General features: G+C 74.9%; 12 protein-coding genes. 5 read left to right on the top strand and 7 right to left on the bottom strand.

Going from position 1 to position 18,743, the window contains the following annotated elements:
• Positions 1 to 22: 22 nt before the first annotated feature.
• On the bottom strand, positions 23 to 1,384 hold the full coding sequence (locus ACGH2B_RS20865; RefSeq protein WP_399091860.1) for a glutamine synthetase family protein: 1,362 nt from the start codon (positions 1,382 to 1,384) through the stop codon (positions 23 to 25).
• 311 nt (positions 1,385 to 1,695) lie between these two features.
• Complete coding sequence (locus tag ACGH2B_RS20860; RefSeq protein ID WP_399097187.1) at positions 1,696 to 2,517, bottom strand: alpha/beta fold hydrolase; 822 nt, start codon at positions 2,515 to 2,517, stop codon at positions 1,696 to 1,698.
• Between the two features lie 946 nt (positions 2,518 to 3,463).
• Between ACGH2B_RS20860 and ACGH2B_RS20855 the strand changes: the two genes are divergently transcribed.
• Entirely contained in the window at positions 3,464 to 5,038 is a 1,575-nt protein-coding gene (locus tag ACGH2B_RS20855) for a multicopper oxidase family protein (RefSeq protein WP_399091857.1), read from the top strand.
• 47 nt (positions 5,039 to 5,085) lie between these two features.
• Here the strand turns inward: ACGH2B_RS20855 and ACGH2B_RS20850 are convergent, their stop codons facing one another.
• The 4 genes from ACGH2B_RS20850 to ACGH2B_RS20835 form a co-directional block, all read right to left on the bottom strand.
• Positions 5,086 to 6,321: an MFS transporter gene (locus ACGH2B_RS20850; protein WP_399091854.1), complete on the bottom strand. Its 1,236-nt coding sequence runs from the start codon at positions 6,319 to 6,321 to the stop codon at positions 5,086 to 5,088.
• A 555-nt stretch (positions 6,322 to 6,876) separates the two neighbouring features.
• Positions 6,877 to 7,893 (bottom strand): endonuclease/exonuclease/phosphatase family protein, encoded by a 1,017-nt coding sequence (locus tag ACGH2B_RS20845; protein ID WP_399097184.1) that lies wholly within the window; start codon positions 7,891 to 7,893, stop codon positions 6,877 to 6,879.
• 236 nt (positions 7,894 to 8,129) lie between these two features.
• Complete coding sequence (locus ACGH2B_RS20840; protein WP_399091851.1) at positions 8,130 to 8,768, bottom strand: TetR/AcrR family transcriptional regulator; 639 nt, start codon at positions 8,766 to 8,768, stop codon at positions 8,130 to 8,132.
• Complete coding sequence (locus ACGH2B_RS20835; protein WP_399091848.1) at positions 8,765 to 10,384, bottom strand: MFS transporter; 1,620 nt, start codon at positions 10,382 to 10,384, stop codon at positions 8,765 to 8,767. The genes ACGH2B_RS20840 and ACGH2B_RS20835 overlap by 4 nt, the downstream gene beginning before the upstream one ends.
• Before the next feature lie 521 nt (positions 10,385 to 10,905).
• Here ACGH2B_RS20835 and panB point away from each other — a divergent pair.
• From panB to ACGH2B_RS20820, 3 genes are all read left to right on the top strand, one after another.
• Positions 10,906 to 11,796 carry a 3-methyl-2-oxobutanoate hydroxymethyltransferase gene (panB, locus tag ACGH2B_RS20830; protein ID WP_399091845.1) on the top strand — a complete coding sequence of 297 codons (891 nt, stop codon included), beginning with the start codon at positions 10,906 to 10,908 and terminating at the stop codon, positions 11,794 to 11,796.
• Between the two features lie 306 nt (positions 11,797 to 12,102).
• Complete coding sequence (locus ACGH2B_RS20825; RefSeq protein ID WP_399091842.1) at positions 12,103 to 13,131, top strand: ATP-binding cassette domain-containing protein; 1,029 nt, start codon at positions 12,103 to 12,105, stop codon at positions 13,129 to 13,131.
• Positions 13,128 to 13,961, top strand: coding sequence for an ABC transporter permease (locus tag ACGH2B_RS20820; protein WP_399091839.1), 834 nt, complete (start codon positions 13,128 to 13,130; stop codon positions 13,959 to 13,961). Before ACGH2B_RS20825 ends, ACGH2B_RS20820 begins: the two co-directional genes overlap by 4 nt.
• Before the next feature lie 120 nt (positions 13,962 to 14,081).
• On the opposite strand, the gene ACGH2B_RS20815 is transcribed toward ACGH2B_RS20820, so the two are convergent.
• Positions 14,082 to 17,615 carry an AfsR/SARP family transcriptional regulator gene (locus ACGH2B_RS20815; RefSeq protein WP_399091836.1) on the bottom strand — a complete coding sequence of 1,178 codons (3,534 nt, stop codon included), beginning with the start codon at positions 17,613 to 17,615 and terminating at the stop codon, positions 14,082 to 14,084.
• A gap of 330 nt (positions 17,616 to 17,945) precedes the next feature.
• Between ACGH2B_RS20815 and ACGH2B_RS20810 the strand changes: the two genes are divergently transcribed.
• Positions 17,946 to 18,740, top strand: a complete 795-nt coding sequence (locus tag ACGH2B_RS20810; protein ID WP_399091833.1) for a site-2 protease family protein — start codon at positions 17,946 to 17,948, stop codon at positions 18,738 to 18,740.
• Positions 18,741 to 18,743 lie beyond the last annotated feature (3 nt).

Genomic DNA, 18,743 nt, shown 5'->3' with positions numbered 1-18,743 from the left:
GCCGGGCGACGGCGGGGGTGGACTACAGGACCGGCAGCATCTTGCGCAGCTCGAAGGCGGTGACCTCGGAGCGGTACTCCTCCCACTCCTGCTTCTTGTTGCGGAGGAAGAAGTCGAAGACGTGCTCGCCGAGGGTTTCGGCGACCAGTTCGCTGCGCTCCATCAGGTCGATGGCCTCGCCGAGGTTCTGCGGCAGCGGCTCGATGCCCATCGCGCGGCGCTCGGCGTCGGTCAGCGCCCAGACGTCGTCGTCGGCGCCGGGCGGGAGTTCGTACCCCTCCTCGATGCCCTTGAGTCCGGCGGCGAGGAGGACCGCGTAGGTCAGGTACGGGTTGGCGCCGGAGTCGATGGAGCGGACCTCGACGCGGGTGGAGCCCATCTTGCCGGGCTTGTACATCGGCACCCGGATCAGCGCGGAGCGGTTGTTGTGGCCCCAGCAGATGTACGAGGGGGCCTCGCCGCCGGCGCCGGCGGTGCGGTTGGTGCCGCCCCAGATGCGCTTGTAGGAGTTGACCCACTGGTTGGTGACGGCGGAGATCTCCCCGGCGTGGCGCAGCAGTCCGGCGATGAACGACCGGCCGACCTTGGAGAGTTGGTACTCGGCGCCGGACTCGTGGAAGGCGTTGCGGTCGCCCTCGAAGAGGGAGAGGTGGGTGTGCATGCCGGAGCCGGGGTACTCGGAGAACGGCTTCGGCATGAACGTCGCCTGTACGCCCTGCTCCAGCGCCACCTGCTTCATGACCAGCCGGAACGTCATGATGTTGTCGGCGGTCGACAGCGCGTCGGCGTACCGCAGGTCGATCTCCTGCTGGCCCGGGGCGCCCTCGTGGTGGCTGAACTCCACCGAGATCCCCATCGATTCGAGCATGGTGATCGCCTGGCGGCGGAAGTCCATGCCGACGTTCTGCGGGGTGTGGTCGAAGTACCCGGACGAGTCGCCGGGGGTGGGCCGCCGCCCGTCCACCGGCTTGTCCTTGAGCAGGAAGAACTCGATCTCCGGGTGGGTGTAGAAGGTGAACCCGAGGTCGGAGGTCTTCGCCAGGATCCGCTTGAGGACGTAGCGCGGATCGGCGTACGAGGGGGAGCCGTCGGGCATCAGGATGTCGCAGAACATCCGGGCGGTGCCGGGGGCTTCGGCGCGCCAGGGCAGGATCTGGAAGGTGCCCGGCGCCGGCTTGGCGATCATGTCGGACTCGTAGACCCGGGCGAAGCCCTCGATGGCGGAGCCGTCGAAGCCGATGCCCTCGTCGAACGCCTGCTCAAGCTCGGCGGGCGCGACGGCGACGGACTTCAGGAACCCGAGCACATCGGTGAACCACAGCCGTACGAAACGGATGTCACGCTCCTCAAGCGTGCGGAGCACGAACTCCTGCTGCTTGTCCATGGTTCACCAATCCTCGCAGGTCAATCGGCCCGTCCACACGTGTGGGAGCACCTCGTCCGGCACACCAGTATCACGCTCGGGAGTTACCGTCACATTACGCACCCTTGGCCTGATCCAGAACCGCCGGGCCGTGTCCTCGGACCGCCGCCCGCCGCGCACGGGGCGCGCCGGGCGAGAGCGCCATGGTCAGCGTGGGGCGCGCGGGCGCCGTCTGTCACGGTGCGCGGCGCGGAGAACCGGCGGCTTGGGGCAGTCCTGACCTCCCGGGGAGCCGCCGTTGACCCGCGCGTGACCCTCCGGGGCGCGGCCCGTCACAGCTCCCGGACGGCGCGGGCGACGGCCTCCGGCGCGTCCGCCATCAGCAGGTGCCCGGCGGGCGCGGCCACCACGAACCGGCCGCCCAGCTCGGTGGCGAGCGCCCGCTGCCGCTCCAGCCAGCGCAGCTCCCGGGGCGTCTCCCCGCCGCCGTACGCCGCGAGGACCGTCACCGGTACGGGTGGCAGCGCGCGCTCCTCGCGCAGCGCCGCCACCTCCGCCGCCTGGTAGGGGTGGGCGGCGTTCTCCAGCGCGCAGGCGCGGACGACGCGGCTGGTGCGGTACGTGGGGCGCTCCCAGGGGTGCGCGGGGTGCGGGCCGAGCGCCCCGGCGCGGGAGACGAGGCGGCGTCCGGCCGGACCGAGGGCGCGGGGCAGCCCGGCGGCGGAGACGGCGCCCGCCACCCCGCCCGCCCAGGCGTGCCGGACGGCGCGGGGCAGTACCGGGCGGGAGGGGTCGGCGAGGGAGCCGTCGGCGAGCACCAGGCCGGCGCAGCGGTGCGGGTGCAGCCGGGCGAACGCCTCGGCGTGGAAGGCGGCCATGGAGTGGCCGACGACGGTGGCCGGGCCGGGGTGGCCGAGCGCGTCGAGGACACCGGCGATCCGGTCGGCCTCGGCGGCGGCGGTCGGCGGGCCGGGCGCGGGGGCGCTCAGGCCGAGACCGGGCCGGTCGAAGCGGATGACGGTGCGGTCCGGGGCGAGCAGCGCGGTGACGTCCTCCCAGTCGAACCAGGCCATGCCGAGGCCGCCGCAGAGCACCACGACGGGCCCGGTGCCCTCCCGCAGGACGTGCAGCGGCACCCCGCCGACGCGCACCATCCGGCCGGGCGGCGCGCCGGGACCCGGCCCGTCCGCGCCGCCCGGCCGGCGGAGCGCGCCCGGCACCCCGCCGGCGCCGTCACCGCTCACACCGTCACCGCTGACGACGGGGCCGGCGCCGCCGTCGCCCCGCCCGCCGCCGCCCTGGCCACCGCTGTCCTGACTGCTGCCCTTGCTGCGGTTCATCCGCGGCCTCCCGCTCATCCGTCTCGCACCGCCCCCGGCCGCGCCCTGCCCGTTCTCTTCCCGCCCGGCGCCGATTCTCCCGCCCGGAGCGGTGATTCTCCCGCGAGACGGGGCACACGGGGCCGGGCGGGGCACATGAGCGGGGCGGGGCGGCCTCGGGGGCAGGGCGGGCCGGGCGTATGGGCGGAGCGCGCCGCCTCGGAGCGCTCCGCCTCGGAGCGCGCCGCACGTGCGGGCCGCCGCGGAGCGCGCCGCACGTGCGGGCCGGAAGGGCCGGCCTCGGTAGGTGCCGCACGCGGGCGGTGCCGCGCCGGACTCCCCCCGGAGCGCGCCGCGAGGCCGCTGCCCCTGCCCACCGCCGTCCACGCCGGGGCCCGCACCCGTCCGGCGGTCCGTACCGGCCCACCGGACGGCGCGCCCCCCCCGCATACCCCGTGGGGGTAACTCCTCGGCGCCGGGCATGGCTCCGGAGGAAGGAGTGCCGCCCGTGCCGGGCGCCGTGACGACGCGGTTTCCCGGCCCCCAGGTCGTAAGGTGCCCGCGGGGCACCACCCGATCACCGGACCCGCCGGGCGCCGCCCGGCACCGTCCACCGACCCCGCACCCGACACTCCCCCGCCTCCCTCCCGCCCTCCTTCCGCTCACTCCCCCAACGGCGATTTGTCCGCATTTCTTGGCTTTTGAGGCAGGCTTTCGTCCGCCCCGTCCCCGTCCCCGTCCGCTCCCCCGGCCGTGCGCCCACCGACACCCGAGGTACTTCATGCGACCTGAGCGCCCCTCCCGTCCGCTGACCGATCCGTCCGCCCGCCCCGCCGAGCCCGGACGGCGGACGCTGCTGGGGGCGGGGGCCGCCGCCGTCGCCGCCGGACTCCTCGGCTCCGCCGGCAGCGGCACCGCCCACGCGGCCCCGGCCGCCTCCGGTGACGTACCGGCCGGGTACGTCACCCCCGGCGGGCCCCGGGTCCGTGACACCGAGAAGCGGCGCGGCGAGGGCCCGGTGCGGCGGATGTCCCTGATCGCCACGCCCGCACCCGTCCGGCTCGGCGGGCGCACCGTCCGCACCTGGACGTACGACGGGGCGCTGACCGGCCCGGAGATCCGGGTGACGGCGGGCGACACGCTGGCCGTGGACTTCGCCAACAACCTGCCGGACGCCACCACCGTCCACTGGCACGGACTGGCGCTCCGCAACGACATGGACGGGGTGCCCGGCATCACCCAGGACCCCGTGGCGCCCGGGGCGTCCTTCGCGTACCACTACGCCACGGCGCGGCCGGGCACGTACTGGTACCACCCGCACGTCGGGGTGCAGCAGGACCGCGGGCTGTACGGGCCGCTGATCGTCGAGGACCCGCGGGAGCCGCTCGCGTACGACCGGGAGTGGGTGGTCGTCCTCGACGACTGGGTGGACGGGATCGACGGGTCCACGCCGGACGCGGTCCTCAAGGAGCTGAACCACGGGATGAGCCACAGCGGCCACGAGATGCGGGCCGTCACGGCGGACGGGCCGTCACGGGTCCTGGAACGCTCCCACAGCGACCTGCTCGGCGGCGAGGCGGGCAACGTCGACTACCCGCTCCATCTGATCAACGGGCGGCCCGCGGAGGACCCGGAGACCTTCACCGCCGCCCCCGGCGACCGCGTCCGGATCCGGATCATCAACGCGGGCGGCGACACCGGGTACCGGGTGGCGCTCGGCGGCCACACCATGACGATCACCCACACCGACGGCCACCCCGTCGAGCACGCCGACACCGACACGCTGCTGATCGGGATGAGCGAGCGCTACGACGTGCTGGTCACCGTCAAGGACGGCGTCTTCCCGCTCACCGCGCTCGCCGAGGGCAAGGGGCACCTGGCCCAGGCGGTGCTGCGCACCGGCGGCGGCGCGGCCCCCGGCCCCGCCACCCGCCCCCGGGAGCTGGACGGGAAGCTGGTCACCGCGTTCGACCTGGACTGCGGGGAGGCGGTGCGGCTGCCCGACCGTGCGGTCGACCGCCGCCATCAGCTCGTGCTGAGCGGGTCGATGCGCCGCTTCGACTGGGCGATCAACCGCAAGCCGTACACGCCGTCGCAGCGCTACCCCGTCCGGGAGGGCGAGCGGGTGGAGCTGGTGTTCCGCAACCACTCCCCGATGTGGCACCCGATGCATCTGCACGGCCACGCCTTCGAGCTGGCGGCCGGCGGCGCCCGCAAGGACACCGTCATCGTGCGCCCCGGCCACACCGTGCGGGTCCACCTGGACGCCGACAACCCGGGCCTGTGGATGCTGCACTGCCACAACGTGTACCACTCGGAGAGCGGGATGATGACGGTGCTCGGCTACCGCGAGTGACCCCGCCCGTACGGGAGTTGCGGCCCGGGCGCGCCGGGCCGCAACGGTCAGCCGCGGGCGGCCGGGGCCTGCGCCGCCGCCCCGGCGGACTCCTCCGTGGCGCCGCCGCGGGCCACCACACGGGAGGCGCCGCCGCCCTTCCCCGTACGGTCCAGCAGTCCGGCGGTGACGGCGACCACGAGTCCCGCGGCGGCCAGCACCGCGCCGACCAGCGCGGGCGCCGTCCAGCCCTGGTGCGCCGACAGGACCAGGCCGCCCACCCAGGCGCCGCCCGCGTTGGCGAGGTTGAACGCCGACTGATTCGACGCGGCGGCCAGCGTCGGCGCGCCCTGCGCCTTCTCCATCACCAGCATCTGCAGCGGCGTCGTCGTCATGAAGCCGACGGCGCCGACCAGGACGACAGCGGCCAGCACCAGCGGCTTGTACGGCGCGGCCAGCGGGAAGAGCGCGAGGATCGCGGCGAGGGCGGCCAGCGACCCGTAGAGGGTGGGGCGCAGCGCCCGGTCGGTGAGCGGTCCCGCGGCGAGGGCGCCGAGCGTCATCCCGATGCCGAAGAGGGCGAGCACCAGCGTCACGGAGGTCTCGGAGAAGCCGGTGACCTTCGTCAGCACCGACGCGAGATAGCTGTAGAAGGCGAAGACGCCGGCGAAGCCGAGGACGGTGGTGAGCAGGCCGAGCAGCACCTGCCGCCCGGCGAGGGCGCGCAGCTCACGGCCGAGCCCGGTGCGTTCCGCGGCGGGCAGCGGCGGCACCAGGCGGGCGAGCGCGGCCATCGCGACGAGGCCGATGCCCGCGACGACGAGGAAGGTGGCGCGCCAGCCCAGATGCTGGCCGAGGAGGGTCGCGGCGGGCACACCGACGATGTTGGCGACGGTCAGGCCGAGGAACATCGTGGCGACGGCGCGCGCCTGGCGCCCCTCGCGCACCAACCGGGCGGCGACGACCGCGCCGATACCGAAGAACGCGCCGTGCGGCAGCCCCGCCAGCAGCCGCCCGGCGACCAGCAGCGGGAAGTCGGTGGCGAGGGCGGAGGCGAGGTTACCGGCGGTGAAGAGCGCCATCAGCGCCACCAGCATCGGCTTACGGGGCACCCGGGAGCCGAGCGCGGTCAGCAGCGGGGCGCCGATGACGACACCGAGGGCGTAGGCGGAGACGAGATAGCCGGCGGTGGGCACGGAGGTGCCCAGATCGTCCGCGACGTTGGGCAGCAGGCCCATCATCACGAATTCTGTGGTGCCTATTCCGAAGGCCGAGATCGCGAGCGCGAGCAGAGCCAAGGGCATGGAAGACCTTCCGGAGCGGTGCGGGGCGGGAGCGGGAGATGTACGGGGACGGTGCGGGGCGTCCGCGCGGACGGATGCCGCCGGGCCCCTCGTGAAGTCCGTTCGTTAAGTTCGGTTGGGGAACAAAGTCTGACAGGTCCGCGATTCCCGCAGATGACACGCGTGTGACGACGGGGTGTGCCGTTGCGCACGGTGGGGTGCTGGCGGGGGTGGCGCGGCGCGATGGCGGGACGGCGCGGGGCCGGGAGCGCCGGGCCCGGTCGGGGCCGGGAGCGCCGGGCCCGGACGTGCGGCGGCACCGGCGGCACGCCGCACGCCCCGCCGTCCGCCGCACGGGGTCGGGCCGCCCGGCCCCGGGGCACGTACGGCCTGGAACGCGTGCGGGCTCCGGAACGCGTGCGGCCTGGAACGCGGACGGGCTGGTACGCGCTCGGGCCCTGGAACGCGTGCAGCCTGGAACGCGCTCGGGCCCTGGAACGCGTGCCGTCCCCGGACACGCCGGAGCGGGCGGAACGCCGCCGTTCCGCCCGCCCGGTGTCCGGTGGTGCGGTGCGGTCAGGAGCCGCCCGCGAGGTTGACCGAGGCGGCGACCGGGAGGTGGTCGCTGCCGGTGGCGGGCAGCGACCACGCCGCCACCGGGGTCAGGCCCCGGGTCATGATCTGGTCGATCCGGGCCATCGGGAACGACACCGGCCAGGTGAAGCCGAAACCGTCGCCCGCCGCGCCCTGCGCCGAGCGCAACTGGGAGGTGAGCGGGGCCAGCGACCGGTCGTTCATCGTGCCGTTGAGGTCACCGAGGAGCATCACCCGCGACAGCGGCTCGTGGGCGACGGCCCGGCCCAGCGCCGCCGCGCTGTCGTCGCGCTGACTGGCGGTGAAGCCCGCCTTGACCTTGACCCGCACCGAGGGCAGATGCGCGACGTACACCGCGATCTTCTCGCCGTCCGGGGCGGTCACCGTGGCGCGCAGCGCCCGCGTCCACCCCATCTTGATCGGCACCGCCGCCGCGTCGGACAGCGGCCGCTTGCTCCAGAGCCCGACGGTGCCCTTGACCGTGTGGTACGGATACGCCGCCGCGAGCCCCTTGGTGTAGACGGGCAGCGCCTTGGCCGTCACCTCCTCCAGGGCGATGACGTCCGCGTCGGCGGCCACCAGGTCACGGGCGGTGGCCGCGGGGTCGGGGTTGTCCGCGTCGACGTTGTGGGTGACGAACGTCAGATCGCCGCCGGTGCCGGCCTTGCCGGTGACCTGACCGCCGAAGAGGCTCGTCCAGGCGACGACCGGCAGCACCAGGGCGACCAGCGCGGTCGCCGACCGGCGCACCACGGCCAGCACGAGCAGCAGCGGGATGCCCACACCCAGCCACGGCAGGAACGTCTCCAGCAGGCTGCCGAGGTTGCCGACGGTGTTGGGGACCTTGGCGTGCAGCAGCATCAGCAGACCGAGCGCCACGGCCAGCACCGCGAGCACGATGCCGCGCCGCCACATCCGCTCCGGCCGCCACCACCTGCGCAGACGCTCGGCCCGGGAACCGGCCTGTTCGGGACCCGGCCCCTGCTCCGGTTCCGTCATGTACGCCTGCGCCATTCCGCTTCCCTCACTGCTCTGTCCACCGCGGCCTCGACTCCGCCCACCGACCCTAGGTGATCGTGGGACGGCGCTTTTCCACCCGTAGTGACGAGGCGGCCACGGGGGAAGTTCCGGCCGAGGGCCCTCCACCGCATCCTGTGACAGAACGGGCACATGCCTCCCCCGGCCCGGCGCGCGACGCCCCGCCGTGCGCCCCTCGTACGGACCGGGCGCCGCCGTCAGGGGCGCGGCCGCACCCCTTCCAGCACCGTGTCGACGATCTGCTCGGCGAGCCCCTCGGGCAGCGCCTGCCCCTCGTCGATCAGGGCCCGCGCCAGCATCGGGCCGACGAACAGATCGGCGAGCACATCGACCTCACGGTCCGCGCGGATCTCGCCCCGCGCCATCCCCCGCCGCAGGACGGCGCGGAGCGCCTCGCGGCGCGCCCGTATCACCGTCTCGTGGTACTCGCGCCAGACGGCGGGCTGCGCCTGCACCTGGGTGAGGACGGTGCGCAGCAGCGCGGAGTGGCGCTTGGCCTGGCCGCGGCGGCGCAAGTGTTCCAGCAGGGCGACGAGGTCGTCGCGGACCGAGTCGCCGCGCGCCGGGGGCAGGTCGTCGTCCAGGGAGCGGACGACGTCCAGCAGCAGGGCGTCCTTGCCCGGCCAGCGGCGGTAGACGGTGGCCTTGCCGACCCCCGCGGCGCGGGCGATGCCCTCCATCGACAGATCGCCGATGGCGGCGCCCTCCTCGATGAGGCGCAGCACCGCCTCGACGATGGCGGTGTCGGCCGCGGCGGAGCGGGGCCGGCCGCGGCGCCCGTCCCCCGCCTCCGGGGCGGGCGGTCCGGGGCGGCCGGACGCCTGCGGGCCGGTCACCGCGGGGCCCGCGCGGTCTCGTCCGGGCGCGGCGCCGCGGCGGGCGCGGCGCCCGTCGGGCGGCCGGGCAGGAACGCCGCGACCACCACGGCGCCGGTCAGCGCGATGGCGGAGGAGAGCAGCGCGGTGAGGTGCATGGCGTGGATGAAGGCGTCCTGCGCGGCGGTGGCCAGGGGCCGGCCGGCGGGGCCCAGCCGGGCGGCGACACCGAGGGTGGCCTCGATGGACTCCCCGGCGGCGTGCCGCGCCTCCCCGGACAGCCCGGGGACGGCGTCGAGGGTGCCTCTGATGCCGTCGCGGTAGGCGGTGGAGAGCACCGAGCCGAGGACCGCGACGCCGAGGGTGCCGCCGACCTGCCGGAACGTGTTGTTGAGCGCCGAGCCGGAACCGGCCTTCTCCCGGGGCAGCGCCTGCATGATCGAGACGGTGACCGGCGGCATGATGTGCGCCATGCCGGTGCCCTGGAGGAAGAAGAGCACCTCCAGCACCCACAGCGGGGTGGTGCCGCCGAGCAGCGTCAGCCCGCCCATGGTGACGGCGACGGTGACCATCCCGGCGGTGCACACCGCGCGGGCGCCGAAGCGGCCGACGGCGTGCCGGGCCCGCGGCGCGAAGATCAACTGCGCGGCGGCCAGCGGCAGGATCAGCAGCCCGGACTCCAGCGGGGTGCGGCCGCGCACGCTCTGCACGTAGAAGACGATGAAGAAGGTGACGCCCATCAGCGCGAAGAAGACCAGCGCGATGGCGGTGACGGCGGCGGAGAAGGCCGGATTGCGGAAGTAGCCGATGTCGATCGACGGGTGGTCGCTGCGCCGCTGGTGGACGACGAAGACCGTGAGGACGGCGAGTCCGCCGAGGACGGTGGCGACCACCTCGGGGGCGGTGAAGTCGGCGAGCCGGCCGCCCCGGATGATGCCGTGGACCAGCAGGACCAGACCGACGACGGAGAGAACGACGCCGACCGGGTCCAGGCGGCCGGGCGCCGGGTCGCGGGAGTCGGGCACCAGCCGGACCATCGCGCCCAGGGCGACCAGCACGATCGGCAGGTTGATCAGGAAGACCGAGCCCCACCAGAAGCGGTCCAGCAGCAGCCCGCCGGCGATCGGTCCGACGGCGATGGCCACGCCCACGCCGCCCGCCCAGACACCGATCGCCCTGGGCTGTTCCTCGCGGTCGAAGACGTTCATCAAGATCGCGAGGGTCGCGGGCATCACGAAGGCGCTGCCCAGGCCCATCAGGGCGCGGAAGGCGATCAACTGGGCGGGCGAGGCGGCGAACGCGGCGAGTACCGACCCGGCGCCGAACACCGCCAGCCCGAAGAGCAGGACCTTCTTGCGTCCCAGGCGGTCGCCGAGCAGTCCGGCGGTGAACAGCAGCCCGGCGAAGACCAGCGTGTAGGCGTTGATCGCCCACTCCAGCTCGCTCTGGGTGGCGCCCAGACCGGCGGGCGCCGGGGTCGCGATGGTCTTCATCGCGACGTTGAGGATCGAGTTGTCGAGCACCACGATCAGCAGGCTGAGCATGAGCACGGAGAGGATCACCCAGCGGCGGCGGTGCACGGTCGCGTCGATGCGACCGGCTCCCGGGACGCCGGAGCGGGTCGGGGAGTTGGCCATGCCCGCCAGCGTACGCCTTTCGATACGGCCCCGTTCCGTATCGCTGCCCTTGCCGGGCGCGCCCCGGGGAGGGGAAGGGCGCGGCGGAACGGGGACGGTCGGGAGGCTGGAACGCGGACGGACGGGCGCGGGGACGGACGGGAGGCTGGAACGCGGACGGACGGGCGCGGGAACGGACGAGAAGCTGGAACGGGGACGGACACGGGCGGGACAGGCGGGAACGGGACGGGCGAAGCCGGAACGGGAACGCACGGGGCCGGGGCGCGACGCACGAAGGCCGGGCGCGGGCTGCCCGGCGGCGGCGCGGGACGGGCGCCCCATCCCAGGGACGGGCGCCCCGTCCCACGGACGGGCGCCCCGTCCCGCGCGGCCCGGCCCCCGTCCCACACGCCGGGCGGCCCGTCCCGTCCCGCCCTCGCCGGGTGGCCCGCCTCTTTCCCGTCCCGGGGGCGCGTGCCAGCATGGAGGGGAGTCCGGAGACGCCGTCAGGGCGCTTCGAGATGAGAACAGGAGCCGTCACCATGACGCAGCTTTCGCCTGCCCGGAAACCGGCCGCGGAGCCCGCGGCGACGCCCGCCGGGTCCGTGAAGTCCCTCTACGGCGGTACCCGCTCCCGCCGGGTCACCGTCCGCGACATCGCCGCCGCCAAGGAGCGCGGCGAGAAATGGCCGATGCTGACCGCCTACGACGCGATGACCGCGTCGGTCCTCGACGAGGCGGGCATCCCCGTCCTGCTCGTCGGCGACTCGATGGGCAACTGCCACCTCGGCTACGAGTCGACCGTGCCGGTCACCATGGACGAGATCACCCTGCTGTCCGCCGCCGTCGTCCGCGGCACCGAGCGCGCCCTGATCGTCGCCGACCTGCCGTTCGGCGCGTACCAGGAGGGCCCCGTGCAGGCGCTGCGCAGCGCCACCCGGCTGGTCAAGGAGGCCGGCGTGGGGGCCGTGAAGCTGGAGGGCGGGGAGCGCTCCGCGCACCAGGTGGAGCTGCTGGTGTCGTCCGGTATCCCCGTCATGGCGCACATCGGGCTGACCCCGCAGTCGGTCCACGCGTACGGCGGCTACCCCGTCCAGGGCCGTGGTGAGGAGGCGGCGCAGCAGTTGCTGCGGGACGCCAAGGCGGTGCAGGACGCGGGCGCGTTCGCGGTGGTCCTGGAGGCGGTCCCGGCGGAGTTGGCCGCCGAGGTCACGCGGTCGCTGCACATCCCGACGGTCGGCATCGGCGCCGGGGCGGAGTGCGACGCCCAGGTGCTGGTGTGGACGGACATGGCCGGGATGACCGCCGGCCGGGTGCCGAAGTTCGTCAAGCAGTACCTCGCGCTGCGGGAGCTGCTGGGCGGCGCGGCGAAGGAGTTCGCCGAGGAGGTCGTCGCCGGGACGTTCCCGGCGGAACGGCACACGTTCCACTAGACCGCGCGTCCCGGGAACGCCCGCGTTCCAGGCCGGTGCGCGGGCGTTCCCGGAACGGCATCCGTGTTCCAGGGCCGGGGCACGTCCGCGTTCCCGGGACGGCACCCGTGTTCCAGAGCCGGGGCACGTCCGCGTTCCCGGGACGGCACCCCGCCGTTCCAAGGCCGTCCCCGTCCGTGGAAGGGGCCGGTACGCCCGCGTTCCAGGGGCCGGCGCCCGTACGTCCCCACCCCTGGAACGACGGCGTCCCGTTCGTATCGGCGGGTTGTCGGTGCGGTGTCGGTGGGGCCCGGCACCGTAGGGGGCATGACACGACAGACGAAGACCCCCCGGGGCGGCAACGCCGTGGAGGTGCGCGGTCTGGTCAAGCACTTCGGCGATGTGAAAGCCGTCGACGGGGTGGACCTGGACGTGCGCGAAGGCACCGTGCTCGGCGTCCTCGGACCGAACGGCGCCGGCAAGACCACGCTTGTCCGCTGCCTGTCCACACTGCTCGTCCCGGACGCCGGGCACGCCGTGGTCGCCGGGTACGACGTGGTGCGCCAGCCGCGCGCGCTGCGCCGCACCATCGGGCTGACCGGCCAGTACGCCTCGGTCGACGAGAAGCTCTCCGGCTTCGAGAACCTCTACATGATCGGCCGGCTGCTCGATCTGTCCCGCAAGGACGCCCGGCGCCGCGCCGACGAGATGCTGGAGCGGTTCTCGCTCACCGACGCCGCCAAGCGCCCGGCCGCCAAGTACTCCGGCGGGATGCGCCGCCGCCTCGACCTCGCCGCCTCCATGATCGGGCGGCCCGCCGTCCTCTACCTGGACGAGCCGACCACCGGCCTCGACCCGCGCACCCGCAACGAGGTGTGGGACGAGGTGCAGCGCATGGTCCGCGACGGCGCCACCGTGCTGCTGACCACGCAGTACATGGAGGAGGCCGAACAACTGGCGAACGAGCTGACCGTCATCGACCGCGGCCGGGTCATCGCCGAGGGCCTCGTCGACGAACTGAAGGCCAAGGTCGGCGGCCGCACCCTCCAGGTCCGGCCCGCCGACCCCACCGCCCTCGACACGGTGGCCGCGGCGCTGGCCGACGCCGGACTCGACGGCATCGGCGGCGCGACCCCCGACCCCGCCGAAGGGGTCGTCAACGTCCCCATCATCAGCGATGAGCAACTGACCGCGGTGATCGGCCTGCTGGGCAGCCGCGGTGTCGCCCTCGCCGGGATCAGCACCCATCTGCCCAGCCTGGACGAGGTGTTCCTCGCCCTCACCGGCCAGAAGTCCTCGGAGGCGTCCGCCGCCGACGACGGGGCGAACGACCAGTACGCGGAGGTATCGGCATGAGTGCCGCCACACTGACACCGCCGGCGGCGGCGAAGCCGGGCTCCGACGAGGGCCGGATCGGGCTGCGCGCCAATCTGCGCCACATCGCCGCGCTGGCCCGGCGCAACGCCCTCCAGATCAAGCACGACCCGGAGTCAATGTTCGACGTCCTGCTGATGCCGGTCATCTTCATCCTGCTGTTCGTCTACGTCTTCGGCGGCGCCATCGCCGGCAAGGGCCATCAGCAGGAGTACGTGCAGTACCTGGTGCCCGGCATGATGGCGATGATGGGCATGAACATCGCCATGGCGGTGGGCACCGGCGTCAACGAGGACTTCCGCAAGGGCGTCATGGACCGCTTCCGGACCATGCCGATAGCCCGCTCCTCGGTACTGATCGCCAAGATCGTCGTCGAGATCGGCCGGATGCTGATCGCCACCACGATCCTGCTGGTCATGGGCTTCCTGCTGGGTCTGGAGATCAAGGGCGGCTTCCTGCCGTTCCTCGCCTCGGTCGCCCTGTCGACGCTCTTCGGCGCCGCCCTGATGTGGATCTTCATCCTGCTGGGGCTGTCGGTGAAGACGCCCCAGGCGGTGCAGGGGCTGGCGATGATCGTCCTGATGCCGCTCCAGTTCGGCTCGTCGATCTTCGCGCCGACCGCGTCGATGCCCGGCTGGCTGGAGGGCTTCACCGAGGTCAATCCGCTCTCCAACCTCGCCGACGCCGCCCGCGCCCTGATCAACGGGCACGGCCCCGTCGCCCACCCCGTGCTGATCACCCTCGGCTGGGCGCTGGTGATCACCGCGGTCACGATGCCGCTGGCGGTCAAGAAGTTCCGTACGAAGACCTGACCCGTGGTGCGGCACCCCGCGGCACCGCACCGCGCCGGTGGCGGGAGCGTCCGCCGCCGGCCGGGCACCGGCCTGACGCGCCCGGGGCCACCGCCCCGGGAGACCTTCGCCCGGCTCGCGTCAGATGAGGGCGGTGGCCTCGTCCAACGAGAGGCCGCCGCCCTCGGCGTGTCCGCGCGCGTACGCCGCGTCGCCGACCGCCGCGCGGATCTCCGCCTCCGCCGCCGCCCGGGTGTGCCGGATCAGCCGCTGCGGGACGTGCGCCCGCGACCACAGCGCGTCGAAGGCACCCACCAGCCGCGCCGCGTCCCGCCCGGCGCGCTCGCCGTGCACCGCGAGCAGCGCCCGCGCGCCGGTCACCAACTGCGTCACCGGCAGGTCCGGGGCGACCATCCGGGTCAGCGGGTCCCGCATCCGCCCGAGGGCGCCCCGCAGCCGCGGCAGCAGCTCCTCGGGGCGCCCCCGCTCGATGTCCACGGCGACCAGCGCCGCGTCCACCATCCCGACGAACAGCTCCGGGCCCCAGCTCAGGGCCTCGCCCCGCACCCGCACCAGTTGCTCGTACGCGGTGTCCGGACGGCCGGTCACCATCATCTGCGTCGCCAGCGTCAGCCGCGCGAACGGGATCGCGTCCCGCCCGGCGGCGACACTCTCGGCCTCCGCCAGGACCTCGCGCAGCAGCCGCTCCCCCTCCTCGTCCCGCCCGTCCTCGACGAGCACGCCGCCGAGCCGGGTGCGCAGGATCAGCGTCTGGCCGTGGGCGCCCAGCTCCTCGGCGTACCGCATCGCCGCACGGTAGTCGTCGGCGGCGAGTGCGTACCGGCCGTGCGCCGACCGGGCCTCGCCCCGTCCGGAGAGCGCCTCGGCGACGCCCCAGTCGTCGCCGAGCGCCATGAACAGCCGCAGCGACTCGTCGGCGTCCCGGCTCGCCTGCTCCAGCGCGCCGGGCCGGTCGTTGAGGATCTTCGCCCGCAGTTGCAGGACGAAGGCCAGCTCCCACTCGTAGCCCAGCTTCCGGCAGGTGGCCACGCCCTCGTCGGCGAGGTCCGCCAGATCGGGCTGCCGGCCGGAGAGCAGCACCGGGTAGTACCAGAGCACGCCCGGCACCCGGCAGGTCTGCGGCATGCCCGCGCGGTACGCGACGAGGATCCCGGCCAGCTCCTCCTTCCGCCCCGGGGCCTCCAGCAGCTCCGCGTAGTTCTCCGCGCTGGACAGCTCCACCAGCCGCACCTCCCGGCGGGCCTCCAGGAGTTGTTCGGCGCTCATCGGGGGCGGCGCGTCGATCGGCCGCTCGTAGAGATCGGGGGCGGGGGTGACGGGCGGCAGGAACGGGTTCGGGCCCATCGCGGCCGCCGCCTGCGACCAGGTACGGGCGTCGGCCCGGTGGTCGCGGAGCGTCCAGAACCACTGGAGGGAGAGCACCAGGCAGAGCGCCTCGTGCTCGTCGCCCGCGGCGACGGCGCGGCGCAGCGCGGTCCGCAGGTTGTCGTGCTCCTGCTCCAGCCGCCCCAGCCAGGTCCGCTGGCCGGGGCCGCGCAGCAACGGGTCGGCGGTGCGGGCCAGTTCGCGGTGGGCGGTGAGGTGGCGGCGTTCGGTGGCGGCGCGCTCGCCCGCCTCGTCCAGCCGCTCGCCCGCGTACTCGGCGACGGTCTCCAGGAGGCGGTGGCGCATCCGGCCGTCCGCCGCCGGGGCGGCGACCACCAGCGATTTGTCGATCAGCGAGCCGAGGAGGGCGGCGACCTCCCGCCGGTCGACGCCGTCGCCCGCGCAGACCTCCTCGGCCAGCTCCGGGTCCCAGCCCCCGGCGAAGACGGACAGCCGCCGCAGCACGGCGCGTTCGGGCGCGTCGAGGAGGTCCCAGGACCAGTCGACGACGGCGCGCAGCGTCTGCTGGCGGGGCAGCGCGGTACGGCTGCCGCTGGTCAGCAGCCGGAACCGGTCGTCGAGACGGTCGGCGAGCTGCCGCGGGGAGAGCATCCGCAGCCGGGCGGCGGCCAGTTCGACGGCGAGCGGCAGACCGTCCAGCCGGCGGCAGATCTCGGCGCAGGCGGCCGGGTCGTCGTCGAGGCGGAAGCCCGGCCGGGCGACGGCGCCCCGGTCGGCGAGGAGCCGCAGCGCCACCGGGTCGGGCAGCGGCTCCACCGGGCGCAGCACCTCCCCGGGTACGGCCAGCGGCTCCCGGCTCGTCGCCAGGACCGTCACACCGGGGCAGTCGCCGACCAGCCGCTCGGCGAGGGCCGCGGCGGCGCCGATGACGTGTTCGCAGTTGTCGAGGATGAGCAGCATCCGGTGGTCGGCGCAGTGCTCGGCGAGGCGGCCCAGCGGATCGAGCGCCGTCGGGTCACCGGCGGCGCGCAGCCCCTCCGCGGTGGAGCCGCGGACCACCGTCTCGCGGGCGCCGAGGGCGGTGAGTACCGCCTCCGGCACCGTCGCCGGATCGTCGACCGGCGCCAGCTCCGCCAGCCACACGCCCTGCGGCCAGGCATCCGGCAGCGCCGCCGCGGCGGCCTCCGCGCCCTCCTGCGACAGCCGGGTCTTGCCCGCCCCGCCCGGCCCCAGCAGCGTCACCAGCCGGTGCGTGGCGAGATCCGCCCGCAGCCCCGCCAGCTCCCGCCCCCGCCCGACGAACGAGGTACGGCGCGCCCGCAGATTCCCGGGACGCGGCGCGGGGGCCGCCGCGGCGGGGCGGGCGGCCGGGGAGGGCTCACCGTCCGGGGGACGCGGAGCGCTCCCGGGCGCGGGCGGCATGTCCCCGGGCTCCGGCGCGTTCCCGTCCGCGTCCGGTACGGGTGCGGGGCCGGGCTCCGGCGGGACAGGTACGGGGCCGGTCCGTGCGGCGGGGGTGCCCGGGGCCGGGCCGGCGCCGTTCCGTACCGCGGCGCCCGGTGCGGGCTCCGGCCGGTTCCCCTCCCCCGCCACGGGGTCGAGCAACTCGGCGTGCAGCACGCGGAGTTCGGGGCCGGGGTCGGCGCCGAGCCGGTCCGCGAGGTGCACCCGGATCTCCTCGTACGCGGCGAGCGCCTGCGCGGGGCGGCCGGCGGCGCGCAGGGCCCGCAGCCGCAGCGCCTGGAGCGGTTCGTCCAGCGGGTGGTCCCGGCACAGCGCGTCCAGCCCCGGCAGCGCCTCCTCGGCCCGCCCGAGGGCGAGATCGGCGGCGTGGCGCACCCGGCGGGCGTCCAGCCGCCGCCGCTCGGCCCGGACCGCGTCCGCACGGGCCGCCGGGAGATCGGCGAGGGCGGGGCCCCGCCACAGCGCCAGCGCCTCGTCCAGCAGGGCGGCGGCGCGGTGCGGGTCGCCGGCGGTGAGCGCGGCGGCGCCGTCCGCGGCCAGCCGCTCGAAGCGCGGCAGGTCCACCGCGTCCGGCGCCGCGCACAGCCGGTAGCCGCCGTCGGCGGAGACGACCGCGGCGTGCCCCAGGGCCCGCCGCAACCGTCCGACCAGCGCCTGGAGCGCGCCGTGCGCGTCCGCCGGCGGGTCCATCCCCCAGATGTCCGCGATCAGCGCGTCGGTGGGCAGCGCGCGGCCCGGCCGCAGGGCGAGCGCGGCCAGCAGCGCGCGCAGCCGCGCGCCCCCGAGGGGCACGGCCGTCCCGTCCGCCCTCAGCGCCTGCGTCGTGCCCAGAATTCCGTACCGCACCCGAACATTGTCGGTCACCTGCCGCCCTCTTCCTCCCCGTACGGCCCGCCGCCCCCGGAACGGGCCCGCCCCACCTTCTCCCGTCCGCCCGCCCCGCGACCACCGGATTCCGTACCGGGAACCGGTGGCACGCCTTCCGCACGGGGCGGGCGGACGGCCACGCGGCCGGCCCGCGCCCGGCACCGGGGCGCACGCGGGTACGGCGCACGCCTCCTGCGGAACCCCTCCCCCGCACCGTGCGCGGACCGCCCCGCCGCCGATACGGTCGGGCTACCGTCACCCGTACCGTGCGGCCCGGCCACACCGCGTACGCACGTCCACCGCCGTCGCCTCTGGGAGCCCCGCACGATGACCACCGCCATACGGCACGCCGAGCGCCGCGTCAGCCCGGTCTTCCTCGCCCTCGTGGCGGTAATGGCCGTCTCGGGATGGGCCGTCTGGAGCGAACAGCTCGCCGCGAGCACCGGTTTCGCGGTGTTCCTCTTCGTCGTCTCCGGCTGGGTCGTCTCGCTCTGCCTCCACGAGTACGCGCACGCCAGGACGGCGCTGCACAGCGGCGACGGCTCCGTGGCCGCCAAGGGCTATCTGACGCTGAACCCGCTCAAGTACACCCACGCCCTGCTGAGCATCGTGCTGCCGGTGATCTTCGTGATCATGGGCGGGATCGGTCTGCCCGGCGGCGCCGTCTTCATCGAACGGGGCCGCATCCGGGGCCGCTGGCGCCACAGTCTGATCTCCGCCGCCGGTCCGCTGACGAACATCGTCTTCGCCGCCGTCGTCAGCGCGCCCTTCTGGCTCCACTCGCTGGCCGGCGTCCCCGACCCGTTCCGCTACGCCCTGGCGTTCCTGGCTCTGCTCCAGGTGACGGCGGCGATCCTCAACTTCCTGCCCGTCCCGGGTCTGGACGGCTACGGCATCATCGAGCCCTGGCTCTCCCCCGCCCTGCGCCGCCAGGTGGCCCCGTTCGCGCCGTTCGGTCTGCTGGCCGTCTTCGGTCTGCTGTGGGTCCCGGAGATCAACCACGTCTTCTTCCAGCTCGTGGACACCGTCCTCGACACCCTCGGCGTCTCCCGCTGGGACTCCTACTGGGGCCAGGAATTCTTCCGCTTCTGGCAGGGCGAGCCGCAGGTGCCGGTGGGGTGACCG

The organism is Streptomyces sp. BBFR2 (assembly GCF_044497305.1).
Lineage (GTDB): Bacteria > Actinomycetota > Actinomycetes > Streptomycetales > Streptomycetaceae > Streptomyces.
This window is presented reverse-complemented; position numbering and strand designations above follow the sequence as displayed.